Annotated in this window: 21 protein-coding genes; 11 read left to right on the plus strand and 10 right to left on the minus strand. The window is 75.9% G+C overall.

Annotated features, from left to right (window positions below):
• Positions 1 to 2 precede the first annotated feature (2 nt).
• The gene (gene sthA, locus KPL59_RS23570) at positions 3 to 1,433 is read left to right on the plus strand and encodes a Si-specific NAD(P)(+) transhydrogenase (RefSeq protein ID WP_226361982.1); all 1,431 of its coding nucleotides are present in this window, start codon (positions 3 to 5) and stop codon (positions 1,431 to 1,433) included.
• A 1-nt stretch (position 1,434) separates the two neighbouring features.
• Here sthA and KPL59_RS23575 read toward each other — a convergent pair whose 3' ends face one another.
• Positions 1,435 to 2,418 (minus strand): M23 family metallopeptidase, encoded by a 984-nt coding sequence (locus KPL59_RS23575; protein WP_226361983.1) that lies wholly within the window; start codon positions 2,416 to 2,418, stop codon positions 1,435 to 1,437.
• 492 nt (positions 2,419 to 2,910) lie between these two features.
• On the opposite strand from KPL59_RS23575, the gene KPL59_RS23580 reads away from it, so the two are divergent.
• The 6 genes from KPL59_RS23580 to KPL59_RS23605 all read left to right on the plus strand — a co-directional run bounded on the left by KPL59_RS23580 (position 2,911) and on the right by KPL59_RS23605 (position 8,773).
• The gene (locus KPL59_RS23580) at positions 2,911 to 3,729 is read left to right on the plus strand and encodes an SGNH/GDSL hydrolase family protein (protein ID WP_226361984.1); all 819 of its coding nucleotides are present in this window, start codon (positions 2,911 to 2,913) and stop codon (positions 3,727 to 3,729) included.
• A 111-nt stretch (positions 3,730 to 3,840) separates the two neighbouring features.
• Positions 3,841 to 4,668 (plus strand): glycerophosphodiester phosphodiesterase family protein, encoded by an 828-nt coding sequence (locus KPL59_RS23585; RefSeq protein WP_226361985.1) that lies wholly within the window; start codon positions 3,841 to 3,843, stop codon positions 4,666 to 4,668.
• 59 nt (positions 4,669 to 4,727) lie between these two features.
• On the plus strand, positions 4,728 to 5,969 hold the full coding sequence (locus KPL59_RS23590) for a histidine kinase (protein ID WP_226352350.1): 1,242 nt from the start codon (positions 4,728 to 4,730) through the stop codon (positions 5,967 to 5,969).
• Positions 5,966 to 6,613: a response regulator transcription factor gene (locus KPL59_RS23595; RefSeq protein WP_226352351.1), complete on the plus strand. Its 648-nt coding sequence runs from the start codon at positions 5,966 to 5,968 to the stop codon at positions 6,611 to 6,613. The genes KPL59_RS23590 and KPL59_RS23595 overlap by 4 nt, the downstream gene beginning before the upstream one ends.
• 88 nt (positions 6,614 to 6,701) lie before the next feature.
• Positions 6,702 to 7,430, plus strand: a complete 729-nt coding sequence (locus KPL59_RS23600) for an ATP-binding cassette domain-containing protein (protein ID WP_226352352.1) — start codon at positions 6,702 to 6,704, stop codon at positions 7,428 to 7,430.
• A complete protein-coding gene (locus KPL59_RS23605; RefSeq protein WP_226361986.1) occupies positions 7,427 to 8,773 on the plus strand; it encodes a hypothetical protein in 1,347 nt (448 codons plus the stop codon). The genes KPL59_RS23600 and KPL59_RS23605 overlap by 4 nt, the downstream gene beginning before the upstream one ends.
• A 100-nt stretch (positions 8,774 to 8,873) precedes the next feature.
• On the opposite strand, the gene KPL59_RS23610 is transcribed toward KPL59_RS23605, so the two are convergent.
• Complete coding sequence (locus KPL59_RS23610) at positions 8,874 to 10,079, minus strand: RtcB family protein (RefSeq protein ID WP_226361987.1); 1,206 nt, start codon at positions 10,077 to 10,079, stop codon at positions 8,874 to 8,876.
• Positions 10,080 to 10,256: 177 nt separating this feature from the next.
• Here KPL59_RS23610 and KPL59_RS23615 point away from each other — a divergent pair, with 177 nt between their 5' ends.
• The gene (locus KPL59_RS23615; protein ID WP_043279148.1) at positions 10,257 to 10,724 is read left to right on the plus strand and encodes a hypothetical protein; all 468 of its coding nucleotides are present in this window, start codon (positions 10,257 to 10,259) and stop codon (positions 10,722 to 10,724) included.
• Here KPL59_RS23615 and KPL59_RS23620 read toward each other — a convergent pair.
• The gene (locus tag KPL59_RS23620) at positions 10,700 to 11,095 is read right to left on the minus strand and encodes a YkvA family protein (protein ID WP_020624642.1); all 396 of its coding nucleotides are present in this window, start codon (positions 11,093 to 11,095) and stop codon (positions 10,700 to 10,702) included. The genes KPL59_RS23615 and KPL59_RS23620 overlap by 25 nt on opposite strands.
• 110 nt (positions 11,096 to 11,205) lie before the next feature.
• The gene (locus KPL59_RS23625) at positions 11,206 to 11,562 is read right to left on the minus strand and encodes a CBS domain-containing protein (RefSeq protein WP_226361988.1); all 357 of its coding nucleotides are present in this window, start codon (positions 11,560 to 11,562) and stop codon (positions 11,206 to 11,208) included.
• Positions 11,563 to 11,682: 120 nt separating this feature from the next.
• On the opposite strand from KPL59_RS23625, the gene KPL59_RS23630 reads away from it, so the two are divergent.
• The gene (locus tag KPL59_RS23630) at positions 11,683 to 12,180 is read left to right on the plus strand and encodes a MarR family winged helix-turn-helix transcriptional regulator (RefSeq protein WP_226352357.1); all 498 of its coding nucleotides are present in this window, start codon (positions 11,683 to 11,685) and stop codon (positions 12,178 to 12,180) included.
• 99 nt (positions 12,181 to 12,279) lie between these two features.
• On the opposite strand, the gene KPL59_RS23635 is transcribed toward KPL59_RS23630, so the two are convergent.
• Positions 12,280 to 12,615, minus strand: coding sequence for a hypothetical protein (locus KPL59_RS23635; protein WP_226352358.1), 336 nt, complete (start codon positions 12,613 to 12,615; stop codon positions 12,280 to 12,282).
• 186 nt (positions 12,616 to 12,801) lie between these two features.
• Here KPL59_RS23635 and KPL59_RS23640 point away from each other — a divergent pair, with 186 nt between their 5' ends.
• Entirely contained in the window at positions 12,802 to 13,623 is an 822-nt protein-coding gene (locus KPL59_RS23640) for a PadR family transcriptional regulator (RefSeq protein WP_226361989.1), read from the plus strand.
• A 155-nt stretch (positions 13,624 to 13,778) separates the two neighbouring features.
• Here KPL59_RS23640 and KPL59_RS23645 read toward each other — a convergent pair whose 3' ends face one another.
• Positions 13,779 to 15,077 (minus strand): nitrate/nitrite transporter, encoded by a 1,299-nt coding sequence (locus KPL59_RS23645; protein ID WP_226352360.1) that lies wholly within the window; start codon positions 15,075 to 15,077, stop codon positions 13,779 to 13,781.
• A 147-nt stretch (positions 15,078 to 15,224) separates the two neighbouring features.
• On the opposite strand from KPL59_RS23645, the gene KPL59_RS23650 reads away from it, so the two are divergent.
• Positions 15,225 to 16,202 (plus strand): proteasome assembly chaperone family protein, encoded by a 978-nt coding sequence (locus KPL59_RS23650; protein ID WP_226361990.1) that lies wholly within the window; start codon positions 15,225 to 15,227, stop codon positions 16,200 to 16,202.
• Between the two features lie 20 nt (positions 16,203 to 16,222).
• Here KPL59_RS23650 and KPL59_RS23655 read toward each other — a convergent pair whose 3' ends face one another.
• Genes KPL59_RS23655 through KPL59_RS23670 form a run of 4 tightly spaced genes read right to left on the minus strand, consistent with a single transcriptional unit; the run spans position 16,223 to position 21,067 of the window.
• Positions 16,223 to 17,251: a hypothetical protein gene (locus KPL59_RS23655; protein WP_226361991.1), complete on the minus strand. Its 1,029-nt coding sequence runs from the start codon at positions 17,249 to 17,251 to the stop codon at positions 16,223 to 16,225.
• A complete protein-coding gene (locus KPL59_RS23660; RefSeq protein ID WP_226361992.1) occupies positions 17,248 to 18,609 on the minus strand; it encodes a YcaO-like family protein in 1,362 nt (453 codons plus the stop codon). Before KPL59_RS23660 ends, KPL59_RS23655 begins: the two co-directional genes overlap by 4 nt.
• Positions 18,606 to 20,150, minus strand: coding sequence for a CocE/NonD family hydrolase (locus KPL59_RS23665; RefSeq protein WP_226361993.1), 1,545 nt, complete (start codon positions 20,148 to 20,150; stop codon positions 18,606 to 18,608). The genes KPL59_RS23660 and KPL59_RS23665 overlap by 4 nt, the downstream gene beginning before the upstream one ends.
• On the minus strand, positions 20,147 to 21,067 hold the full coding sequence (locus KPL59_RS23670; protein ID WP_226361994.1) for a hypothetical protein: 921 nt from the start codon (positions 21,065 to 21,067) through the stop codon (positions 20,147 to 20,149). The genes KPL59_RS23665 and KPL59_RS23670 overlap by 4 nt, the downstream gene beginning before the upstream one ends.
• Between the last annotated feature and the right edge of the window lie 97 nt (positions 21,068 to 21,164).

The following is a 21,164-nucleotide window of genomic DNA, read 5'->3' on the forward strand; positions in this document are numbered from 1 at the left end:
GGGTGAGTGCCGACGAGTCACCCGCCCACGACTACGACCTGCTGGTGATCGGCTCCGGTCCCGGCGGGCAGAAGGCCGCGATCGCCGCGGCGAAGCTGGGGAAGCGGGTGGCGATCGCCGACCGCGGCCACATGATGGGTGGCGTCTGCGTCAACACCGGCACCATCCCGTCGAAGACGCTGCGCGAGGCGGTGCTGTACCTGTCCGGGTTCAGCCAGCGCGAGATGTACGGCGCCAGCTACCGGGTCAAGTCCGAGATCACCATCGACGACCTGCTGGCCCGCACCCGGCACGTGATCGGCCGGGAGACCGAGATCGTCCGCAACCAGCTGCTGCGCAACCACGTCGACATCCTGACCGGGACGGCGCGCTTCGCCGACCCGCACACCGTCGTCGTCGAGGGGTCGGGGCGGGGTGACCACAACCAGGTCACCGCCTCGCACTTCGTGGTCGCGACCGGGACCCGCCCGGCCCGGCCGGACACCGTCGCGTTCGACGGCGAGCGGGTCGTCGACTCCGACCAGGTGCTGCAGCTCGGCCGGGTGCCGGGCTCGATGGTCGTCGTCGGGGCGGGGGTCATCGGCATCGAGTACGCCTCGATGTTCGCCGCGCTCGGCACCCGGGTGACCGTGGTGGAGAAGCGGGACTCGATGCTCGGCTTCTGTGACCCGGAGGTCGTGGAGTCGCTGAAGTTCCACCTGCGGGACTCGGCGGTCACCTTCCGGTTCGGCGAGGAGGTGTCCTCGGTCGAGGTGAACGGCCGCGGCACGGTGACCAGCCTGGCCAGCGGCAAGAAGATCCCGGCCGACATGGTCATGTACTCGGCGGGCCGGCAGGGCATGACCGAGGAGCTGGGCCTGGACGCCGCGGGCATCCAGGCCGACGACCGGGGCCGCATCGAGGTCGACAAGCAGTACCGGACCTCGGTCGAGCACATCGCGGCGGTCGGCGACGTGATCGGGTTCCCGGCGCTGGCGTCGACGAGCATGGACCAGGGCCGCCTGGCGGCCTACCACCTGTTCGACGAGCCGGTCCGCGAGCTGCACGAGCTGCAGCCGATCGGCATCTACACGATCCCGGAGATCTCGTTCTGCGGGCGGACCGAGGCCGAGCTGACCGCGGCGGCGATCCCGTACGAGACCGGGCTGTCCCGCTACCGCGAGCTCGCCCGCGGCGCGATCGTCGGCGACTCCTACGGCATGCTCAAGCTGCTGGTGTCGCCCGAGGACCGCCGGCTGCTCGGGGTGCACGTGTTCGGCACCAACGCCACCGACCTCGTGCACATCGGGCAGGCCATCATGGGCTGCGGCGGGACGGTGGACTACCTCGTCGACACCGTCCTGAACTACCCGACGCTGTCGGAGGCCTACAAGGTCGCCGCGCTGGACGCGACGAACAAGATCCGGGCGCTGGAGGCGGTCCAGAGCTCGTGACTCAGGTGTAGCGGAACCCGTTCGCGTCGAGCCACGGCTTGGGGTTGATCTTGGTTCCGCTCGGGTCCATGACCTCGATGTGCAGGTGCGGGCCGGTGGACTGGCCGCGGTTGCCGACCTCGGCGATCTGCTGGCCCGCCGCCACCTTCTGGCCGACCGAGACCAGCGAGCGGTTGATGTGGCCGTAGACGGTGACCGTGCCGTCGGCGTGCCGGACCCGGACCCACATGCCGAACCCGCTGGCCGGGCCGGAGCTGATGACGGTGCCGGCGAGCGGCACGTGGATCGGGGTACCGATCGGCGCGGCGATGTCGAGCCCCATGTGCTGGGTGCCCCAGCGGGATCCGAAGCCCGAGGTGACCCGGCCGGTCACGATCGACACCGCACCGCCCGCGGACGCGGACTGCAGCGCGCCGGTGGCGACCGCGGCGCGGGCGGCCTCCACCGCCCGGGCGCGCTCCTCGGCGGCCTTGCGGACCTGGTCGACCGAGGCGGTGGCGGCCTGGACCGCGGAGGCGGCCCTGGCACGGCCTGCGTCCGCGGCGGCGACGGTGCGCGCGGCCGCGGAGGGGGCGGCGGCCGGGGCGGCGAGCGAGGCGATGGTGGCCGGGTCCGCGATCGGGGAGGTCGCGGTGTCCGCGGCGGGCCGGGGCGCGGGCACCGCGGCGGCAAGGGCGGCGTCCTGGTTCGACACGGACGACGATCCCGCCGCGTCGAACCAGGACGTCACGGTCCCGGGCAGGTCGCCGGAGCCGACGGTCGCATGGGCGGTGGCCGCGATGCCGCCCACCGCGACGACGGCGGCGGCGATCCGGGTGGACGCCGACCAGCGCGAACCGTCCTCGGTCCGGATGTCACGGGCACGCCGGACGTAGGGACCTGCGGGGAACGAGCCGACCGGGGCCCCGATCCCGGCCACCGCGAGCTGCGGGGCCGGGATCGCGAGGCTCGTCCGACGGCTCCGGGGGGAGCGATGCCGTGCCACGACGATTCCTTCCGGATCGCGGAACGGCGGACAACCCGTGGGGAGCGGGCGGCCCCCTGGGGAGAAGCCGCGTCCGGTTCGTGACCGTTCCGTGATCTGATTCCGACGCTAGCCGGACGCACCGGACGGACAAACCCGAACGGGTGATCACGAGACCGACGGGACGTTGCGGGCGGTGAGCGGACGAGGCCGGCCACTCGCCCCGGCCACCTGCCGTTCACCGTGCCGCCGATCCGGTCGGTCCACCTCGGACAGGGCCCTGAGCTGGATTTTCCGCCTGTAGTGCGCCGGGGTCGAGTGGTCGTGGCCGGGCATGGCGCCTTGGGCGCACTCACCCACAGTGATGACGCGTGCGCGGCGGCTCCGCGGCGTGTCGTCCGCGGACGCGGCCCGGCCGGGACCCGTTCGGCGCACCTCGTCGTCGACGGCGCGTGCACCCCCTCACCCGGTGCCCGGATTGCCGCAGGGGTGCCGCCGGGGTTGTCTGAACGGGTGCGCCGCCTCCTGGTCCCCCTGCTGACGTGCGCGTTGCTGGTCGTCCTGGCGCCGGCGGCACTCGCCGACCCGGCACCGGCCGTCGCGACCGCGGCCCCCGTCCGGTACGTCGCGCTCGGCGACTCCTACGCCGCGGGGGTCGGGGCCCGGCCGGACCCGGCCACCGGCGACTGCCGGCGCAGCGCCGCGTCCTACCCGGCGCTGTGGGCGGCCCGCCACGACCCGGCGTCGTTCGTCAGCGTCGCGTGCAGCGGCGCCACCAGCGGCGAGGTGATCGCCCGGCAGGTGCGCACGGTCTCCGCCGACACCACCCTGGTGACGATCACCGTCGGCGGCAACGACACCGGGTTCGGGCCGATCCTGGCCGTCTGCAGCACCGCCCGCGACGACGAGACCTGCCTGCGCGCCATCCGGGGCGGGGAGCGCGCCGCCCGCTGGATCGCTCCCGGCGGGCTGATCTCGACGATCGTCGGTGTCCGGCTGCAGGCCCCCGGGGCGAAGATCCTGGTCCTGGGCTACCCGCGACTGTTCGAGCCGGGCCCCGACTGCGACGTCCCCGGCGTCCCGAACGCCGTCCGCCGGGAGGCGCTGAACCGGGCCGCCGACACCCTCGACGCCGCCCTCGCCGACGCGGCCGGACGCTTCCGGGGCCAGTTCGTCGACGTCCGCGCCGCGTTCGCCGGACACGGGGTCTGCTCCGCCGACCCGTGGATCACTCCCCCGCCGGCGTCGGCCCCGGCGATTTACCACCCGACCCCCCAGGGTTACCGCGACGGTTACCTGCCCGCGTTCGAGGCGGCCGTCACCCGACCCTGACCACCAGGTCCTCGCCGGGTCGTCCACCGGAGGACACTCGCGCGACACCGGCCGGACCGGCCGCGCCACGATGGTTCCCAGGTACCGCCCCCGATCCTGAGGACTCACCTCGTGCGACGCCTGCTCGGTACCCTTCTCGTCCCCGCCGCCCTCCTCGCGACAGCCACGGTCGCCCTCGCCGACACCGACCGTCCCCGGACCGGCCCGGAGGTCGTCGCGCACCGCGGCGCCTCCGCCGACGCCCCGGAGAACACCCTCGCCGCCGCCGACGAGGCGCTGGCCCAGCGGGCCGACGCCGTCGAGGTCGACGTCCAGCGCACCGCCGACGGCCACCTCGTGCTCGTCCACGACGCCACGCTCGCCCGCACCACCGACGTCGAACGGGTCTTCCCCACCCGCGCCCTGGCGCCCGTCGGCACGTTCACCCTCGCCGAGCTGCGCCGCCTCGACGCCGGGTCGTGGTTCTCCCCCGCCTTCGCCGGGGAGCGCGTGCCGACCCTCGCCGAGTTCGCCGACCGGCTCCGCGGCCGCGCGGACCTGCTGGTCGAGCTGAAGGACCCGGCGCGGTACCCGGGTGTGGAGAAGGAGGTCGCCTACGAGGTCGACGGCCTCCGCTCCGGCGTCGTCGTGCAGTCCTTCGACCACGACGCGATGCGCCGCTTCGCCGAGGCCGCCCCGGAGATCCCGGCCGGATGGCTGTTCGGCGGGCGCCCGACCACGGCGCAGCTCGACGACGCCGCCGCGCACGGGGTCACCCAGATCAACCCGTCGTTCCGGGTCGTCGACGCCGCCCTGGTCGCCGAGGTCCGGGCCCGCGGGATGCAGACCGGGGTCTACACGGTCAACGACACCGACGACATGCGGCAGGTCGCGGCCACCGGGGTGGACCGGATCATCACCGACCGGCCCCGGGTGCTGCGGAAGGTCCTCGCCGGCTGAATCCTGGTGATCGTCGGTGTCCCGTGGTGCACTGACGCGATCCCGGGAGGAGGTGGCCGGTGCGAAGGATCCCGCTGCTGGACGTCGGCCTGGCCGCGGCCGGACTGGTGTGCACGCTGGCCGAGTGGGCCCAGTGGTGGACGTGGGGGGCGACCGCCTACCTCGTCCAGGCGCTCGTCGCGACCGGTCTGACCGCCGCCCTCGCGGTGCGCCGGCGGCACCTCACCGGTTCCGCGGTGGCCACCGCGGTGCTGCTGGGAGTGCTGGCCCTGAACTTCTGGTCCGCACCGGTCGGCATGGGGGTGTCGCCGCTGCTGCTCTGCGCGCCGCTGACCGTCGTCGCGGTGACCCGCTACTGCCGCCGGCGCGGGTGGGGCGTGGTCGCCGTCGCCGTGGCACTGGCCGGGATCCCGGTCAGCCCGGCGCTGCAGTTGTTCAGGGCGGGGCAGGGGCTGCAGCCCTTCGAGCGGCTCGGGGAGCTCGCGCCGATGATCGCCGTGCACGTGCTGGTGATCGCGGTGGCCTACCTGTGGGCGCTGCGCCAACGTGAGGTCGCCGACCGGCACACCGCCGAGCTCGCCGAGGTCCGGGCGCGGGCGCTGGCCCACGCAGAGCTCGTCGCCGCCCACGACCGGAACCGGATCGCGGCCGACGTGCACGACATCGTCGCCCACACCGTCGCGTTGATCCGGGTCGAGGCCGCGACCGGCCTGTGCATCGCCGAGGACGAGCCGGAGCACGCCGTCCGGGCCCTGGCCACGATCAAGGACGCCGCCGGGGAGGCGATGGCCGAGCTGCGCACGCTGGTCGGCCTGCTCCGTTCCCCCGCCGCCGCCGACCTCGTCCCGGGCGGGACACGGACCGCCGTCCCGGCCCTGCTCGACCGGATCCGGGACACCGGCCTCCTCCTCGACGCCGACGTGCCCGACGACGAGGGACTCGCCCACGTCGACGCGCTGCTCGGCCCGGCCACCTCGCTCGTCGCGGTGCGGGTCCTGCAGGAGGGACTGACCAACGCGGTCAAGCACGGTGACCGTGCCCGGCCGGTGACCGCCGCCCTGTACGCCGACGGCGGTGGCGGCGGAGTGCGGGTGGAGGTCCGCAACCGCCCGGGCACGGCGGTGGGAGGCTCGGGGCACGGTCTCGCCGGGATGCGCCAACGGGTCGCCGCGGTCGGTGGCCGGGTCACCGTGCACGCCGACGACCACGAGCACGTCCTCGCGGTGTGGCTGCCCCCGGCCGGCACACCCCACGCGGCGCCGGCCGGGCCCGACGCACCGGTCGCGAGCGGCACCCGATGATCCGGGTCGCCGTCGTCGACGACCAGCCGCTGCTGGCCTCGGCGTTCGCCGCCTTCCTCGACCGGCGACCGGGCATCACCGTCGTCGGCACCGCGCACGACGGCGCCCAGGCCCTCGAGCTGTGCCGGCAGCACGATGTCGACGTCGTGCTGATGGACCTGCGGATGCCGGTGCTCGACGGCGTCGAGGCGACCCGACGGCTGACCTCCCGCGGGGAACGGCCACGGGTGCTGGTGCTGACCACGTTCGACGTCGACGAGTTCGTCGTCGCGGCGGCCCGGGCCGGGGCACGGGGTTACCTGCTCAAGGACGCCGAGCCGGCCGAGCTGGTCGCCGCGGTGCGGGCGGTCCACGAGGGCCGGGCTGTGCTGGGCGGTGGGACCGAGCCCTCGGAGCTGCTCCGCGCCCGGCTCGGCGCGCCCCGGGGCGCGCCGGCACCCGGGCCGGACCCGCTGGCGCCGCTGTCCGCGCGCGAGCAGGAGGTGCTCGGGGAGATCGCCGCCGGTGCCAGCAACGCCGAGATCGCCGAGCGCCTGCACATCGCGGAGACGACGGTGAAGACCCACGTCGGGAACCTGCTCACCAAGCTCGGCTGTCGCGACCGGGTGGCGCTCGTCGTGCTCGCCCACACCACGGCGCGCTGACCCCGTCCTCCCCCGGGAGGAGCCGGGGGCCCTGGACCGTCCCACGGGAGGAGGCGGCGGCCCGCAGCCGGCGATGACACTGCGCGCCATGGGAATCCACGTCACGCCCGCCGTCCGCTGTGACGACGTGTCGGTCGTCCTCGGCCGCCGACGGGTGCTGGACGGGCTGTCGCTGCAGGTCCGGCCGGGCACCGTCTACGCGTTGCTCGGCCGCAACGGCGCCGGCAAGTCCACCACGTTCCGGGTGCTGCTCGGTCTGCGCCGGCCGCGGTCGGGCTCGGTCGCGCTGTTCGGCGAGCCGTGGCGGCGCACGATGCTGGCGCGGGTCGGGGCGACCCTCGACGGTCCGGCGCTCTACGGCCATCTGTCCGCCGCGGAGAACCTGCGGGTGCACGCCCTGCTCACCGGCACCTCCCGGAGCCGGGTCGAGGAGGTGCTCGACCTCGTCGGGCTCTCCGGCACCGGCCGTCGTCGGACGTCACGGTTCTCCACCGGGATGCGGACCCGGCTCGCCGTCGGGGTCGCCCTGCTCACCGACCCCGAGCTGCTACTGCTCGACGAACCGCAGAACGGGCTGGACCCGGAGGGCGTCGTCGAGCTGCGGGAGCTGATCCGCGGTCTCGCCGCGCGGGGCCGGACCGTGCTGCTGTCCTCCCACCAGCTCGGCGAGGTGGCCCGCACCGCCGACGACGTGGGCGTCCTGTCCGGCGGGCGGCTCGTGCACGAGGGGCCGCTGGCCCGCCTCGCGCCCGACGGCGAGCTGGAACGCGCCTACTTCGCCCTGACCCGCGGGACCGGGCCGGAGGTGCCGGCGTGAGCGTGCTGCAGGCGGAGCTGCTGCGGACCCGGCGCAGCACCCCCGCGTACCTGCTGTGGGTGGGGCCGGTCGTCGCGCTGCTGTCGGTCGCCGGACAGCTGCTGGTGTCACGACAGCGGAGCTGGTCGTCGCTGCTGATGTGGCACGTCGGGTACGTCACCGCGTTCGCGGCGGTCCTGGTCGCGCTGCTGGTGGCGTTCGTCGAGCGGCGGGAGCGGCGCTCACGCGGCGGCGGGACCGGGTGGCGGGCAACCCGGCCGTCGGCGACGCGGGCGGCCCGGCTCGTCGTCCTGGCGGGGCTGTCGCTGGTGACGTCGCTGCTGGTGTTCCTGCCCTACGCACCCGCCGGGATGCTGCTCGGGTTCGGCGCCGCACCGGTGGGGGTGCTCGCCTCGGCGGCGTTGCTGGTGTGGGCGGGGGGCCTGTGCTGGCTGGTCGCGGCGACGGCGGCGGCCCGCCTGCTCGGGCCGTGGCCGGTCGTCGGGCTGGGTGTCGTCTGGCAGGTGGTGGGGACCGTGTCCGCGGAGTCCGACACATGGTGGCTCGTGCCGCCGGCCTGGGCGGTGCGCCCGGTGCTGCCGCTGATCGGCGTCCACTTCAACGGAGTCCCGCTGGAACCGGGCTCGCCGGTGTGGTCGCTGCCGTGGTGGCCGCCGGTGCTCGCCTCGGCGCTGCTGGCGGCGGTCCTCGTTCCGGCGGCGGTGGCAGGCCCGGTCCGGACCGGCCCGGTCACCGGGATCGCGACGTCACTGCGCCGCACCGCGATCGGCCCGCTGGCCGGGGCAGTGTTGCTCGTGCTGGTCGCGGTGGCGGTGGTGTACCCGGTGCAGCGGGTGGTGGCGGTCTTCGGGCTCGCCGTCCTGCCCGGTGGCTCGGCCGCGCTGGCGATCCTGGCGTGGCAGGCACAGGAACCGGCGTGGCGGGTGGTGCTCACCCGCGGCGCCCGCGCACCGCGGGACCTGCTCGCCGTGCTGGGAGCGGTGGTGGTCGTCGTGACGGTGGTGGTGGCAGGTCTGCTCGTCGTGGCCGGCGCCCCGGTCGGGGACGCGGCGCTGCATCTGGCCGTCGCCGTTCCGCTCGGGTGGGCGGTGCTGGCGGTGACGTTGTGGTTACAGGTGCGGCTGCACGTCGCGGTCGCGGCGGTGGCCGGGCTGCTCGGCATCACCGGTGGGCTGCTGTTCGGCGGGAGCGTCCTGGCCGCGACGCCGTTGTGGCTGGCCGGGCCCATGGCCTGGACCCTCTCCGCCGCGACGCCGGACCGGGCCGTCCTCGCGGTGGCGGTGTCGCTGGCGGTCGCCGTCGTGACGGGCACCGGCTTCGTCCGGACCGCATCGCGCGGATGAGACCGCGGCGGGCCGTCACGGTCCCAGGTCACCCACGACGGTGGCGGCGGCGGGACCGGATGGCCCCGCCGCCGTCGTCAGCACCGTCTCAGGGCCGTCGTCAGCCCTTCACGCACAGCACCGTGCGCAGCCGGTGCTCCACCCGGACCAGATCGGTCTGCTGCGCCATGACCGTGTCGAGGTCCTTGTACGCGCCGGGGATCTCGTCGATCACACCGGCGTCCTTGCGGCACTCGACGCCCTCGGTCTGGGCCTGCAGGTCGGCGACCGAGAACTGCCGGCGCGCCGCGCCCCGCGACATCCGGCGCCCGGCCCCGTGCGAGGCCGACCGGTAAGCCTGCTCGTTCCCCAGCCCGGACACGATGAACGACCCGGTGCCCATCGAGCCGGGGATGATCCCCTTGCGGCCGCCCTCGGTGGAGATGGCGCCCTTGCGGGTCACGATGAGCTCGACGCCGTCGTAGATCTCCTCGGACACGTAGTTGTGGTGGCAGGACACCTCCGGCTCGAAGCCGATCGGGCGGCCCAGCGACCGGACCAGTGCGGCCTTGAACAACTCGATCATCACCCTGCGGTTGAGCCGCGCGTACTCCTGCGCCCAGTGCAGATCGGCCCGGTAGGCGGCCATCTGCGGGGTGCCGGCGAGGAACACGGCCAGGTCGCGGTCGGGCAGCTCCTGGTTGTGCGGCAGCGCCTTGGCCTTCTCGATGTGCAGATTGGCCAGGATGTTGCCGATCCCCCGCGACCCGGAGTGCAGCATCAGCCAGACCCGGTCGTCGCCGTCGAGGCAGAGTTCTACAAAGTGATTTCCGCCCCCGAGTGAGCCGAGCTGCTGGTGCGCCTTGCCGCGCAGCTTGTCCTCACTCGTCCAGGACGCGTCGCGCAGATGGTGCAGTTGGTCGAAGCCGCGCCAGAACCCGGCCCAGTCGAGCTCGTCGTCCATCCCGAGGCGGGCCAGATCCGGGCCCTCGCGGTGCCCGGCCCGGCCGACCGGGACGTCGCGCTCGATCTGGGCGCGGACCCGCGACAGCGAGTCCGGCAGGTCGGAGGCGGTCAGGTCGGTCCGCACCGCGGACATGCCGCAGCCGATGTCGACGCCGACCGCTCCCGGCGACACGGCGTCGCGCATCGCCACCACCGAGCCGACGGTCGCGCCGTAGCCCTGGTGGACGTCGGGCATGACCGCGACCCCGTGGGTCCACGGCAGTGCCGCGCAGTTGCGCAGCTGGGTCAGTGCGCCCGGCTCGACGGTCTCCGGGTCCGTCCACAGACGAACCGGCGCCGCGGTGCCGGTGAGGGTGTACACGCCTCGTCTCCTTCTCGTTCGTCCCGCGGCCGTGTGCCACGGGAGGAACGAGGATCGCCGACCGAGGGTGTCCCCGGCGAGCCGGTTTCGCAGGCCACGACATCCACCTCACACCCCGCGACCTAGACTTCACTCACGGATCGGGCACCGTCCCGGCCGGTGAGCGGAGGATCGGGGATGACGGCTGTACGGCGGCCAGGACTGCTCGTCCCGGCGGTACTGGCCCTGCTCCTGGTGGCGGGCTGCGGCAGCTCGCTGGCGACCCAGCCGAGCTCGTCCCGCCCGGTCACCACGACCCAGAACCGTCCCTCCAGCCCGTTCTGCGACGCCGTCGAGGCCAGCCGCACCGCGACCCAGCCGTTCAGCGGGGTGGGCATCGGCCGTTCGATCTCCGACGTCGGCGAGGTCACCGCGAACGTGCGGCGGGCGAACCAGCAGGTCACCTCGCTCGCACCGCAGGAGATCCGCGCGGACTTCGAACGGGTGGACCAGCTCGTCGAGCGTCAGCTGGCGCTGCTGGAGGCCAACGGCGGGGACACCCTCGCCGTCGCCCGCGACCCGGGGATCGCCCAGGAACGGACGGACCCGGAGTACCAGGCCGCCGCACAGCGGATCCGGGACTACGTCCGGTCGACCTGCACCTGACCGTCGACGACCGCCGGTGCGGTCCGCCGCCACCCGAGGTAGCGGTCGGCCTCGACCAGCAGCGCCCCACCCAGCCACATCGCGACGATCGCGTCGTCGCCGAGGCCGAACACGGTCAGGAACGCCTCGGGCACCAGGTCGACCGGCGACACCAGGTAGGCCAGCGCGGCGAGGAACAGGGCGACCCGGCCCCTGCCCAGGTGCGGGTAGGTGCCGCGCCAGGCGTCGCCGACCATGGCGGGCAGCGCCCGGAACCGTTCGACGGGTCCGGGCTCGCCGGGGCGGCCGCGACGGGTGAGGGCACGGAAGAGCGTCGCGAACGCGGCCGTGCGGCCGGCGCGGCGACCTGCGGTGGCACTCGCTGCAGTCATGTCCGGTCCAACGCACGGCTCGCCCCGGTCGTTCCCGGCGAAACGGTCAGGTCACACCGGGGACGACCGGGGCGGTCGTGCGGTCCAGGGTCAGTGCGAGCCAGTGCGGGTCAGTGCGAGGCCAGGTAGATGTCGCGCAGCACCCCGGCCTCGGTGCCCATCTCGGCCAGCCGCTGCTTGACGACGTCACCGATGCTGATCATCCCGACGAGCCGTCCGCCGTCGACGACGGGCAGGTGGCGGTGCCGCCAGCGGTTCATCAGCCCCATGGCGTCGGCGAGCCGGCGCACGATGTCGCGTTCGGAGACGATGCCGTCGACGCGTTCCCGACGGCCGTCGTCGGAGACGACGAGCGCGCCGATCGCCGGCGGGCCGGCGAGCCGGGTCGCGGCCTCGGCGATGGTGTTCCACGACAACACGGTCTGCACCGTGTCGCCCTTGATCCGCAGGATGTCCGACACCTTCATGGAACTCTCCCTTCGACGGCCCCTATTGTTGCGCTTGCGCAGTAGTTGTGCAATGGCAAAGATTGATCGACGCAACGGTCAGTGCGGGGTAAAGATCGCTGGTGAGGGAGGTGGACGGGGATGATCGACACGGACGACCGAGATCGGGATCACCCGGACGGCGCGGCGGTGGAGGCCGGCCTGGCGCTCGCGCGCGCGTTCACCGGCATCAGCGTGCGCGCGGTGGCGGCGGCCGGGGATGCCGTGACCGTGCCCCAGCTGCGGGTCCTCATGCTGATCGCCGAGGCGGGGCAGACCAACGTCGCCGCGGTCGGGCGGGAGCTCGACGTCCACCCGTCGAACGCCACCCGCGTCCTCGTCCGTCTCGGCCGGGCCGGTCTGGTCGACCGTCGACCCGACCCGGAGGACCGACGACACCTGCTCGTCGAGCTCACCCCGGCCGGACGGGAGCTGATCGGCGAGATCGACGCCCACCGTCGCGCCGCGGTCGCCGACCTGCTGGACCGGGTGCCGCCCGAGCGACGGGCGGGTGCGGCGGAGCTGCTGAACGCGCTGGCCGACGCGGCGGGCCCGACGACGCCCCCGACCTCGGCGCACCGGACCGCCGGCCAGGGCTGAACCTGCCGGACTTCGCCCCGTTGCGGGTGTGCGCCGAGCTCGGCCGCCGCCGCCCCGCAGCGGCCCGGGTCGGACCGCGCCGCACTACCCGACTGCGACCTACCGACTGCGGCGCGGACGGCGGACCCGGCGCACCACCAGCACCGCACCCACCCCGGTCGCGACGGCGCCGCCGACATAGGGGACGGCAGCCCTGGCGATCTCCCCCGCCCGTCCGACGAGCGCCGCGCGCCGGGCCGCCAGCCCCTCGCCGAGTCGGTCCAGGCTGGCCCGCAGCTCGCGCGCGGCCGCGACGACCTGGTCGTCGCGGCCGTCGGACCGCGCGGAGAGCCGGTCCCGCAGCTGCTCGGCGGAGACCTCGCTGAGGTCGATCTCCTCGGCCGTGTCCTCCGGTGCCTCGCCGGCCGGCCCGGCCCCTGCGTCGTGACGGCCCACGACTCCCCCGCACGTCCGGCGGGCCGCCCGCCGGCCCGCCGGGACAGTGAACCCGCCACGGGCCGCCGCGCGCACCCTCAGGAGATTCGTGGGCAATCCATGTTGCATCGGCGAGCAGTCGCGATATATCGTGATGGCACACGAGCCGATCGAAGAGGGAGGCTCACGACGAGAGGACGACGCGTCATGACCACGCGCGACATGTTCCGGAGCCCGTTCGGGCCCCGCACCCGCCGACACCCCCGGGGCCACCGCGGCGCCGGGTTCCCCTGCGGCCCGGAGGAGGCAGCCATGCACGACACCCCCGACTTTCACGGCGACGACCGTGACGACACCCGCCACGAGGGCGGACCCGGCCACCGCCGGGGCCGCACCCGCGGCCGAGGACGTGGCCCTGACGGGCGGGGCTTCGGCCCCGGCCGCGGGTTCGGCCCCGGTGGGCCGTTCGGCCCCGGTGGGCCGTTCGGCCCCGGCGGCCCCTTCGGCCCGGGCGGGTTCGGGCCCGGCGCCTTCGGCCCCGGGTTCGGCCCGGGTGGGCATCGCGGCCGCCGCGGCAAGCGTGCCCGCGGCGACGTGCGCACCGCGGTGCTCGCGGTCGTCGCCGACGGCCCGCGGCACGGTTACGAGATCATCCAGGAGATCACCGGTCGCTCCGGCGGGCAGTGGAAGCCGAGCCCCGGCTCGGTCTACCCGATGCTGTCCCAGCTGGAGGACGAGGGTCTGGTGCGTTCCGAGCAGACCGAGGGCCGCAGGGTCGTGCACCTGACCGAGGAGGGCACCCGGCACGTCGAGGAGCACCGCGCCGAGCTCGACGCGGTGTGGGCGCCGTTCGCCGAGGACGCCGAGGAGGCCGAGTCCGACCCGGCGAGCGGTCTGGTCACCGAGCTCGGCCGGCTCGCCGCCGCCGCGCGGCAGGTCGCCGAGGCCGGCTCCGAGGCGCAGGTCGCGTCCGCGACCGAGGCACTGACCGAGGCGCGCAAGGCGCTGTACCGGCTGCTCGCCGAGTGAGGCTCGCCGAACGAGCAGACCACACCGAGGGAGGCTCGCCGAACGAGCAGGCAGCACGGTGTGAGGCTCGCCGAACGAGCAGGTCGCACCGGGTGACCAGACCGCCCGGCGGGGACGGGGGGCGGGACCGATCGGGTCCCGCCCCCCGTCGTCGTCTACCGGACCCGTCTCCGGCGCCGGTTGCGGCGCAGCGCCTCCCGGAGCGGCGGGACGACGGTGCCCTCGGCGGCCATGACCCGGCGGGCCTTGCGTCGCGCGAGGACGACCGCGACGGCGGTCAGTGCCCAGATCGGGAACTGCACGAGCCAGGCCAGCCGGAACGCCTCGGGGGTGTAGCCGCCGGACATGCTGAGCACGAGCCCGACCAGCAGCGTGGTGGTGAGCGAGGCGGTGAACCCGCCGACGTTGACGATCCCGACGGCGGTACCGCGCCGGTGCGCGGGGTTGGACGTCCGGGCGTAGTCGAAGCCGACCGCGGAGCAGGGGCCGTTCGCGGCGAGCACCACCACGAGCAGGACGAGCAGCCACAGCGGCGCGGGCGGCGGAACGAGCAGCACGACCGTCCACACCAGCGCGGTCGCGCCGATGACCGACAGCACGAGCCAGGACCGGCGGAGCGGGTGGCGGGCGGTGAACTCGCCGAACACCGGCCCGACGACGGCACCGACGAGGACGAGCAGGGTCAGCATCACCGACGCACCGGCGGGGCTCATCCCCTGCCCGGCGACGAGGTAGGGCACGCCCCAGAGCAGCGCGAACACCAGGCCGGAGAACTGGGTGCCGGCGTGCGACCAGAGCCCGAGCCGGGTGCCCGGGTGTGCCCAGGCGCCCGTGAGGCCGTCGAGGACCTCGCGGGGGCTGCTCGCGGGCGCCGGGGCGGGGCTGCCGGGCGGGCGGTCGCGGAACACGGCGAGCACCGCGACCGCGGCGACGACACCGATCCCGGCGGCGGACAGGAACGCCGTCGTCCAGCCGTAGGCGTGCAGGACGGTGGCGAGCGGGATCGCGGAGAGCACCTGGCCGAACTGGCCGAGCAGGGCGGTGACCTGTGTCATCAGCGGTACCCGGCGGGGCGGGAACCAGGTGGACAGCACCGACAGCACCGAGATGAAGGTCAGGGCGTCGCCGATGCCGACGAGCACCCGGGCGGCGACGGCCAGCGGCAGCGAGGTGGCGACGGCGACGAGCACCTGCGCCGCGGTCATGGTGACGGCGCCGGCGAGCACCATGGCGCGGGCGCCGAAGCGGTCGAGGAGCAGCCCGACCGGCACCTGGAGGGCGGCGTAGACGAGCAGCTGCAGGACGAGGAAGCCGGCGAGCACGGTCGGGGACGCGTCGAACCGGTCGGCCGCCTCCAGCCCGGAGACGCCGAAGGAGCTGCGTTGCAGCACCGCCACGACGTAGGCGAACAGACCGACGGACCAGACGAGGTAAGCGCGACGTGACGAGTGCATGACGGACGGCCATTCTGGTCCATCCCGGCTGTCCGGGGTGTCCTCGCGGGGTCGCGTCACACGGGGTCGGTGGTCACATGGTGACCGGGCAGCCGGTGGGGGGCTCCGGATAGGGTCGCGGTGCACGCCACGACTCGGAGGACGCCGGTGCTCGATCCCGCTCAGCTGTACCAGGTCGACCCGGCCGCGCCGGCTCTCGACGAGCCGGTCCTGATCGTCGTGCTGGACGGGTTCGTCGACGCCGGCAACGCCGGTGCGCTCGCGGTCGGCGCGCTGACCGACGAGCGCGAGGCGGTCCGGGTGGCCCGGTTCGACGTCGACCAGCTCGTGGACTACCGGTCGCGACGCCCGCCGCTGCGGTTCGAGACCGACCGCTGGGCCGACTACGACCCGCCGGAGCTCGACGTCGTCGCACTGACCGACACCGGGGACACGCGGTACCTGCTGCTCGCCGGTCCGGAGCCGGACATGCAGTGGGAGCGGTTCGTCGCCGCGGTCGGGCTGCTGGTCGAGCAGCTCGGGGTCCGGCTGGTGATCACGTTGCAGGGCATCCCGATGGCCGTGCCGCACACCCGTCCGATCGGGGTGACCGCGCACGGCACCCGCCCGGAGCTGGTGGAGGGCCACACCCCGTGGTTCGCGACCGCCGACGTCCCGGGCAGCGCGGCCGCGTTGCTGGAGTACCGCCTCGGGCAGGCCGGGCAGGACGTGGTGGGCTACGCCGTGCACGTGCCGCACTACCTGTCGCGCTCGGCGTACCCGCAGGCCGCGCGGGTGCTGCTGGACCACGCGGGGCTGTCGGCGGGGCTCTACCTGCCGACCGAGACGCTGACCCGTGCCGCCGAGCAGGCGGAGTCCGAGATCGCCGAGCAGATGGCGGGGTCGGAGGAGGTCGGGCAGGTCGTGTCGGCGCTGGAGGAGCAGTACGACCAGGTCGTCGCGGCTCGGGAGTCCGGTGACCTGCGCGACGGCCTGGAGGGCGGCGAGCTGCCCAGTGGCGACGAGCTGGCCGCGGAGTTCGAGCGGTTCCTCGCCGGCGGGGGCGACGACAAGCCCGGCGGGAAGTCCGGCGACGACGAGCCGCCGCACGAGCCGCCCGCTCCCCCGCTGCCGCCCGCGACCTGACCGGTCCGGTCCCTGCAGGTTCAGCCGCCGAGCGCGAGGGCGTGCTGCACCCGGCCCCGGCCGCCGGGGCCGCGCAGCACCGCCTCGACCCAGCAGCCGACCGGGCGGGCCGCGAGCCCGGCCGCGGTCGCGGCCAGCCAGGCGTCGTGGACGGCGAGGCTGGCCCGGACGTGCTGGGCGACGGTGTCCGGGCCGGGGTCGACGTCCCCGGTGACGACGAGCAGCCCGCCGACGCCGGTGAGGTCCGGCAGGCCGCAGGCCCGCCGGGTCAGCGCGGCCAGCAGGGGGTGGCCCGCGCCGAGCACGGCGGCGTGCTGTCCCGCGCCGAGCCGGGTCCGGGCGACCCGGTCGAGTCCGGGGTCGGCGACCGGGGGGCGCAGGTTCTCGAACGGCGCCGACCGGCGTGCGCGGAGCACCGCCGCCGGGTGCGGGTCCGCGCTGGCGCCCAGCCCGACGGCGTCGTCCGGGGCGGGGCCGGTCGTGAGCACGACGCGGGAGTGGGCGCCGTCGGGGACGAGGTGGGCGGTGCGCGGCCGGCGCAGGGTCGCCGCGGCGGCGAGGACGGCGGCGGCCGCGTGGCCGAGGTCGAGCAGCAGCACCGGCAGCGAGCGGGGGCCGTAGCGCCACACGGTCCGTTCGGGGACGAGGTCGAGGACGACGTCGGCGTGGGCCCCCGGTTCGGCGCGGTCCGGTTCGGTCCGGTCAGGTGCGGCACGACCCGGGGCGGCACGGTCCGGGGTCGCGGGTCCGCCGTCGAGGGCGTGCGCGAGCGGGTCGTGGACACGGCCGCCGACCCGCGCGTCGACCGGGTAGCGGCCGCCCGCCGAGGGCACCCGGCGCAGCCGCACCCCGCCGACGACCCGGTCGGGGTCGGCGGCGAGCGACAGCGCGAGCAGCGCACCGGTGCCGTCACCGTCGCGGGCCAGGGGCACCGGCCGGGTCGCGATGGCCGCCTCGGCGGGGCGGGTGGCGTGGTCGGTGGGGCCCGGGTCGGCACCGGACCAGGCGAGCCGGAACGCCGCGGCGGTGTCCTGGGTCGGCGCCGTCACAGGAACGGCGGCGGGCAGTGCACCAGCCCGTCGGGCCCGGTGGCCGGGTCGAGGTCGAGGCCGTGGGCGCGGGCGGTGTCGCGCCAGCGGGGCAGCCCCCAGTACCGGAACGCGGCGGGCGCGTTCGGGACGAGCCCGGTGGCGCAGGTGCGGACCACCCGCCACGGGGTCTCGGCGACGTCGGGCGTGGTGAGGTCGACACGGGCGATGCGGTGGCCGTCGGCGAGCAGCGCCGCGGTCAGCGACGCGAGGTCACCGGCGGGGCCGGTGCGGAGCGGGCCGTGGGTCGCGGGCGCGGTGAACCGGGGAAGGTGCTCCTCCTGGACGCGGGGGTCGAGCCACACCTGCACCTGGGCGCCGAGGTCGCGGACGGCGGCGTAGCGCTCGCCCGCGTCGTCGCGGTAGTGGCGGTCGGCGCGGTGGTCGAGGTAGAGGCCGCGGGCGAGGACCCCGGCGTCGATCGAGGCATACACCCAGCCGTCGGGGTCGAGCAGGCCGCGGGTGAAGACCCAGGTGTGCACGGCCTCCAGCACCGCCTTGGTGGCGGCCTCGGCGGCGTCGAAGCGGGCGGCGCCGCCCCCGGCGACGATCCCGGTCTCCGGGTCGACGACGACGGCTCCGACCACGGCGGCCGGGTACTCGGTGGGCAGCTCGACGAGGTGGACGTCGAACGCGGCCCCGGCCAGCGCGGCGTCGAGCCCGGGGACCGAGGCCCGGTCGATGCCGTGGGAGGGCAGGCCGAGGTGCCACCAGCGTTCCAGCGCGTCGCGTTCGACGAGCTCGAGCAGGCCGCGTCGGTGGGCGTCGGTGGCGCCGTCGCCGGTGGCGATGCCGGCGTAGTTGAGGTGGTGGAAGCGGGGCTCGTCGCGGCGGGCGCCGCTGTGGTGGTTGAGCAGCGCCCAGGAGGCGGGCAGCCAGGTCGGTTCCCCGTCGGCCTCGACGCCGGCGATCCAGCGGATCGGCAGGTCGTCGGTGAAGCGCCGGTAGGGGCGTCCGTCCTGCCAGGGCGCGAGCAGCGGCAGTTCCTCGGGCCCCCAGCACCGGTCTCCCGCGGCGCGCAGCTCCGCGGCCGTGGTGAGCGGCAGGTCGCGCGGGACGCGGTTGCCGCAGTAGCGCTCGACCGCCTCGCCGAGCGCGGCGGTGCGGGCGCCGTCGCGGTCGCCGAAGGTGGTGCCGAGGCTGACCCGGTCCGCGGGCCAGGCGCCGAGCCGACGCGCGTCGGACACCTCCGCGGTGACGGCGGTGTAGGCCGTCGGCAGACCCGGGACGGGGGCGACGTCGACCAGCCGGCGGACGATCCCGCTCAGCGGGTCGACCAGCGCCTCCACCGGCAGTACGGGAACGGTCGGTGCCGTCACAGGGTGACCTCCTCGGGGATGGCGGCCGCGGCGACCTCGTCGCGGCCGGGTCGGACGTGCGGCAGGTCCAGCCGCAGTGCGTGCACGGTGCGGTGGTCGGCGCGCAGTTCCGTCGCGTGCGCCGGGTCCTGCCCGGTGTGCGGGTTGCGGGCGTGCGCGGGCCAGTGGTGCCCGGCGATCTCGACGCGCAGCCGGTCGCCCCCGTCGAGCGCGGCGCCGACCGGCGGGGTGGTGACGACGACCTCCCGCGTCGCCGGGCCGCGGTGCCGGTGCACGGCGGTGACCAGGTCGTGGCCGCGCAGCCCGATCCGCACGACCCAGTCGGCGTCGGGGGCGTCGCTGTCACCGGTGACGGTCACGACCAGCGGCCCGGCGAGCGCACCTGCCGGCAGCGGTGGGGTGTGGGCGACGACCCGGTCGCCGGCGTCGGCGTCCGGCCCGGGGTCCGGGGCGGCGGGGACGGGCGCGCCCGGCGGCCGGGACCGCACGGGCCGCTCCGGGTCGGCGACGAACGCGACCGGGAACCGACCGGGCGGGACGGCGTCGACCGCGAGCGTCGGGCTGTCACCGGCGCGCACCCACCGCCCGCTCTCCCCCACCGCGACGAGTGCGCCGCGCCCCCGCGGCGGGCTCCCGACCGCGGCACGGGCCCAGGCGGCGTAGACCGCGCCGATCCGCCGTCCGGCGAGGACGGCGCCGGGCGCGGAGGCGTCGAGCTCGTGCCCCCACGGCCCGAGGACGAGCCGGGACGGTCCGCCCCAGCGCCGTGCGAGCTCCCGGGTGCGGGCGGCGAACGAGTCCGCGGTGCCCCCGACGGCGAGCAGCGGCATCGCGGCCCGCGCGATCCCGTCCCACAGCCAGGGCGTCTCCTCGGGCGCATCCCACAGCTCGGGCCAGCCGGTCGGGGCCGGCGTCAGCGCCGCGGTGACCGGCAGCGTCGCGGCCGCCGACGGGGCGACGCGCGGAGCGCCCGCACCGTGTCCGGGTCCACCGTGTTCGGACCACCAGCCGATCCGGCAGGCCAGCCGGGCGGCGCCGCCGGGTTCGCGGGCGGTCTCCCCTGGCCCGAGCGCGGGGACCGCGGCGAGCACCCCGCACACGTCGGGGTCGGCGAGGGCGCCGGCGACCGCGCAGTGCGCCCCGTAGCTCGCACCGGCCAGCACGATCCGCCCGTCGCAGCCGGGGATCGCGCGCAGCGCGGCGAGCGCGGCGACGCCGTCGTCGGTCTCGTGGGCGTAGGGCCGGAACTCCCCCGTCGAGCCGCCGCGGCCCCGGACGTCGACGACGAGGCAGCCGAACCCGTGCGCGGCCCAGCCGCGGGCCTCGGGCAGCAGCCGTCCGCGGCCGTAGGGGGTGCGGACGAGTACGGCGGGCCAGGTCGCGGCGGCGGGGCGGACGAGGGTCGCGGCGAGCCGGACCCCGTCCGCGCCGGGCAGGTCGAGCTCGGTCAGGTCGGGCCCGGTCGGGTCGGGCTCGGTCGGGTCGGGCTCGGTCGGGTCGGGCTGGGTCGAGTCGGGCTGGGTCAGGCCGGGCTCGGTCACGGCGCGCTGTCGGGCACCGGCAGCAGTGCGTGGTCGGCGATCGCGGCGGTGTCGAGGTCGACCACCCGCAGACGGCGTCGTGCCGGCAGGGCCGCCGGCACGAGGTCGCCGGTCGCGGGGGTGTCGTGGCCCGCGATCCACGCGCGGACGTCGGCGGCGAGCAGCGCGGCCAGCAGGGCGTGGTCACCGGGGCCGGTCGGAGCGGCGGGGGCGGCGTCCCAGTAGGCGAGCAGGTGTGGGTGCCCGGATCCGGCCGCGGCGAGGCGGCGGGCGCGGACGTCGGCGTGCCCGGCGTCGCCGGGGTGCACGGCGGGGGGTTCGAGGATGCCGTGCCGTCCTTCGACGGCGAGCCGGAACCAGGCGGTCCCGCGCGCGGGCAGGGTGTCCAGCGCGGTCCAGGCGGCCGGTGCGGGTCCGTCCGCGACGGCGCACACCGCATCGGTGCCGGTCCCGGTCCCCGTCGCAGTGTCGGTCCCGGTCCCGGTCGCGGTGTCGGTCCCGGTCGCGGTGTCGGTCCCGGTCGCGGTGTCGGTCGGGGTGTCGGTGTCGGTGCCGGTGCCCGTGCCGGTGGCGGCGCCGGTCCCGGCCTCGCCGGCGAGCGCGGCGGCGAGGGAGTCCAGGTCCCGGCGCCGGACCTGCATCCCCGGCCCGGCGAGCGCGGCGGCGCCCGCGTCGGCCAGCGCCCCCCGCCCGGCGACGGTCACGGTGGCGGTCCGCGGCGGCGGGGTCTCGTCCAGGTAGCCGGCCGCGGCGAACGCGCCCCGCTCGGGGTCGAGCCCCGGCGGCGGCACCGGGTCGACGCCGTCGAACCAGCGGGTCAGTGCCTCGACCGTGTCGCGCGGCAGGTCGACCCCGCGCAGCCGGCCGGACGCCTCCCGCAGCGCCGAGCCCCGTCCGGGGACCTCGAAGACGCTCACGCCCGGTCGCAGTCGTTCCACTGGCACTCCCTGGTCCGTCGGTCGGTCACGGCAGACCACGGGCCCGGCACCGTCACCGGTGCCGGGCCCGCGGCGG

Origin of the sequence: Pseudonocardia sp. ICBG1142, from assembly GCF_020496255.1 — a bacterium.
Taxonomy (GTDB): domain Bacteria; phylum Actinomycetota; class Actinomycetes; order Mycobacteriales; family Pseudonocardiaceae; genus Pseudonocardia.

Bases quoted from the DNA above. Each gene is read 5' to 3' on its own strand.
- KPL59_RS23595 (WP_226352351.1), top strand. From the start codon at position 5,966: ATGATCCGGGTCGCCGTCGTCGACGACCAGCCGCTGCTGGCCTCGGCG.
- KPL59_RS23600 (WP_226352352.1), top strand. From the start codon at position 6,702: ATGGGAATCCACGTCACGCCCGCCGTCCGCTGTGACGACGTGTCGGTC.
- KPL59_RS23615 (WP_043279148.1), top strand. From the start codon at position 10,257: ATGACGGCTGTACGGCGGCCAGGACTGCTCGTCCCGGCGGTACTGGCC.
- KPL59_RS23620 (WP_020624642.1), bottom strand. From the start codon at position 11,095: ATGACTGCAGCGAGTGCCACCGCAGGTCGCCGCGCCGGCCGCACGGCC.
- KPL59_RS23625 (WP_226361988.1), bottom strand. From the start codon at position 11,562: ATGAAGGTGTCGGACATCCTGCGGATCAAGGGCGACACGGTGCAGACC.
- KPL59_RS23630 (WP_226352357.1), top strand. From the start codon at position 11,683: ATGATCGACACGGACGACCGAGATCGGGATCACCCGGACGGCGCGGCG.
- KPL59_RS23640 (WP_226361989.1), top strand. From the start codon at position 12,802: ATGACCACGCGCGACATGTTCCGGAGCCCGTTCGGGCCCCGCACCCGC.
- KPL59_RS23645 (WP_226352360.1), bottom strand. From the start codon at position 15,077: ATGCACTCGTCACGTCGCGCTTACCTCGTCTGGTCCGTCGGTCTGTTC.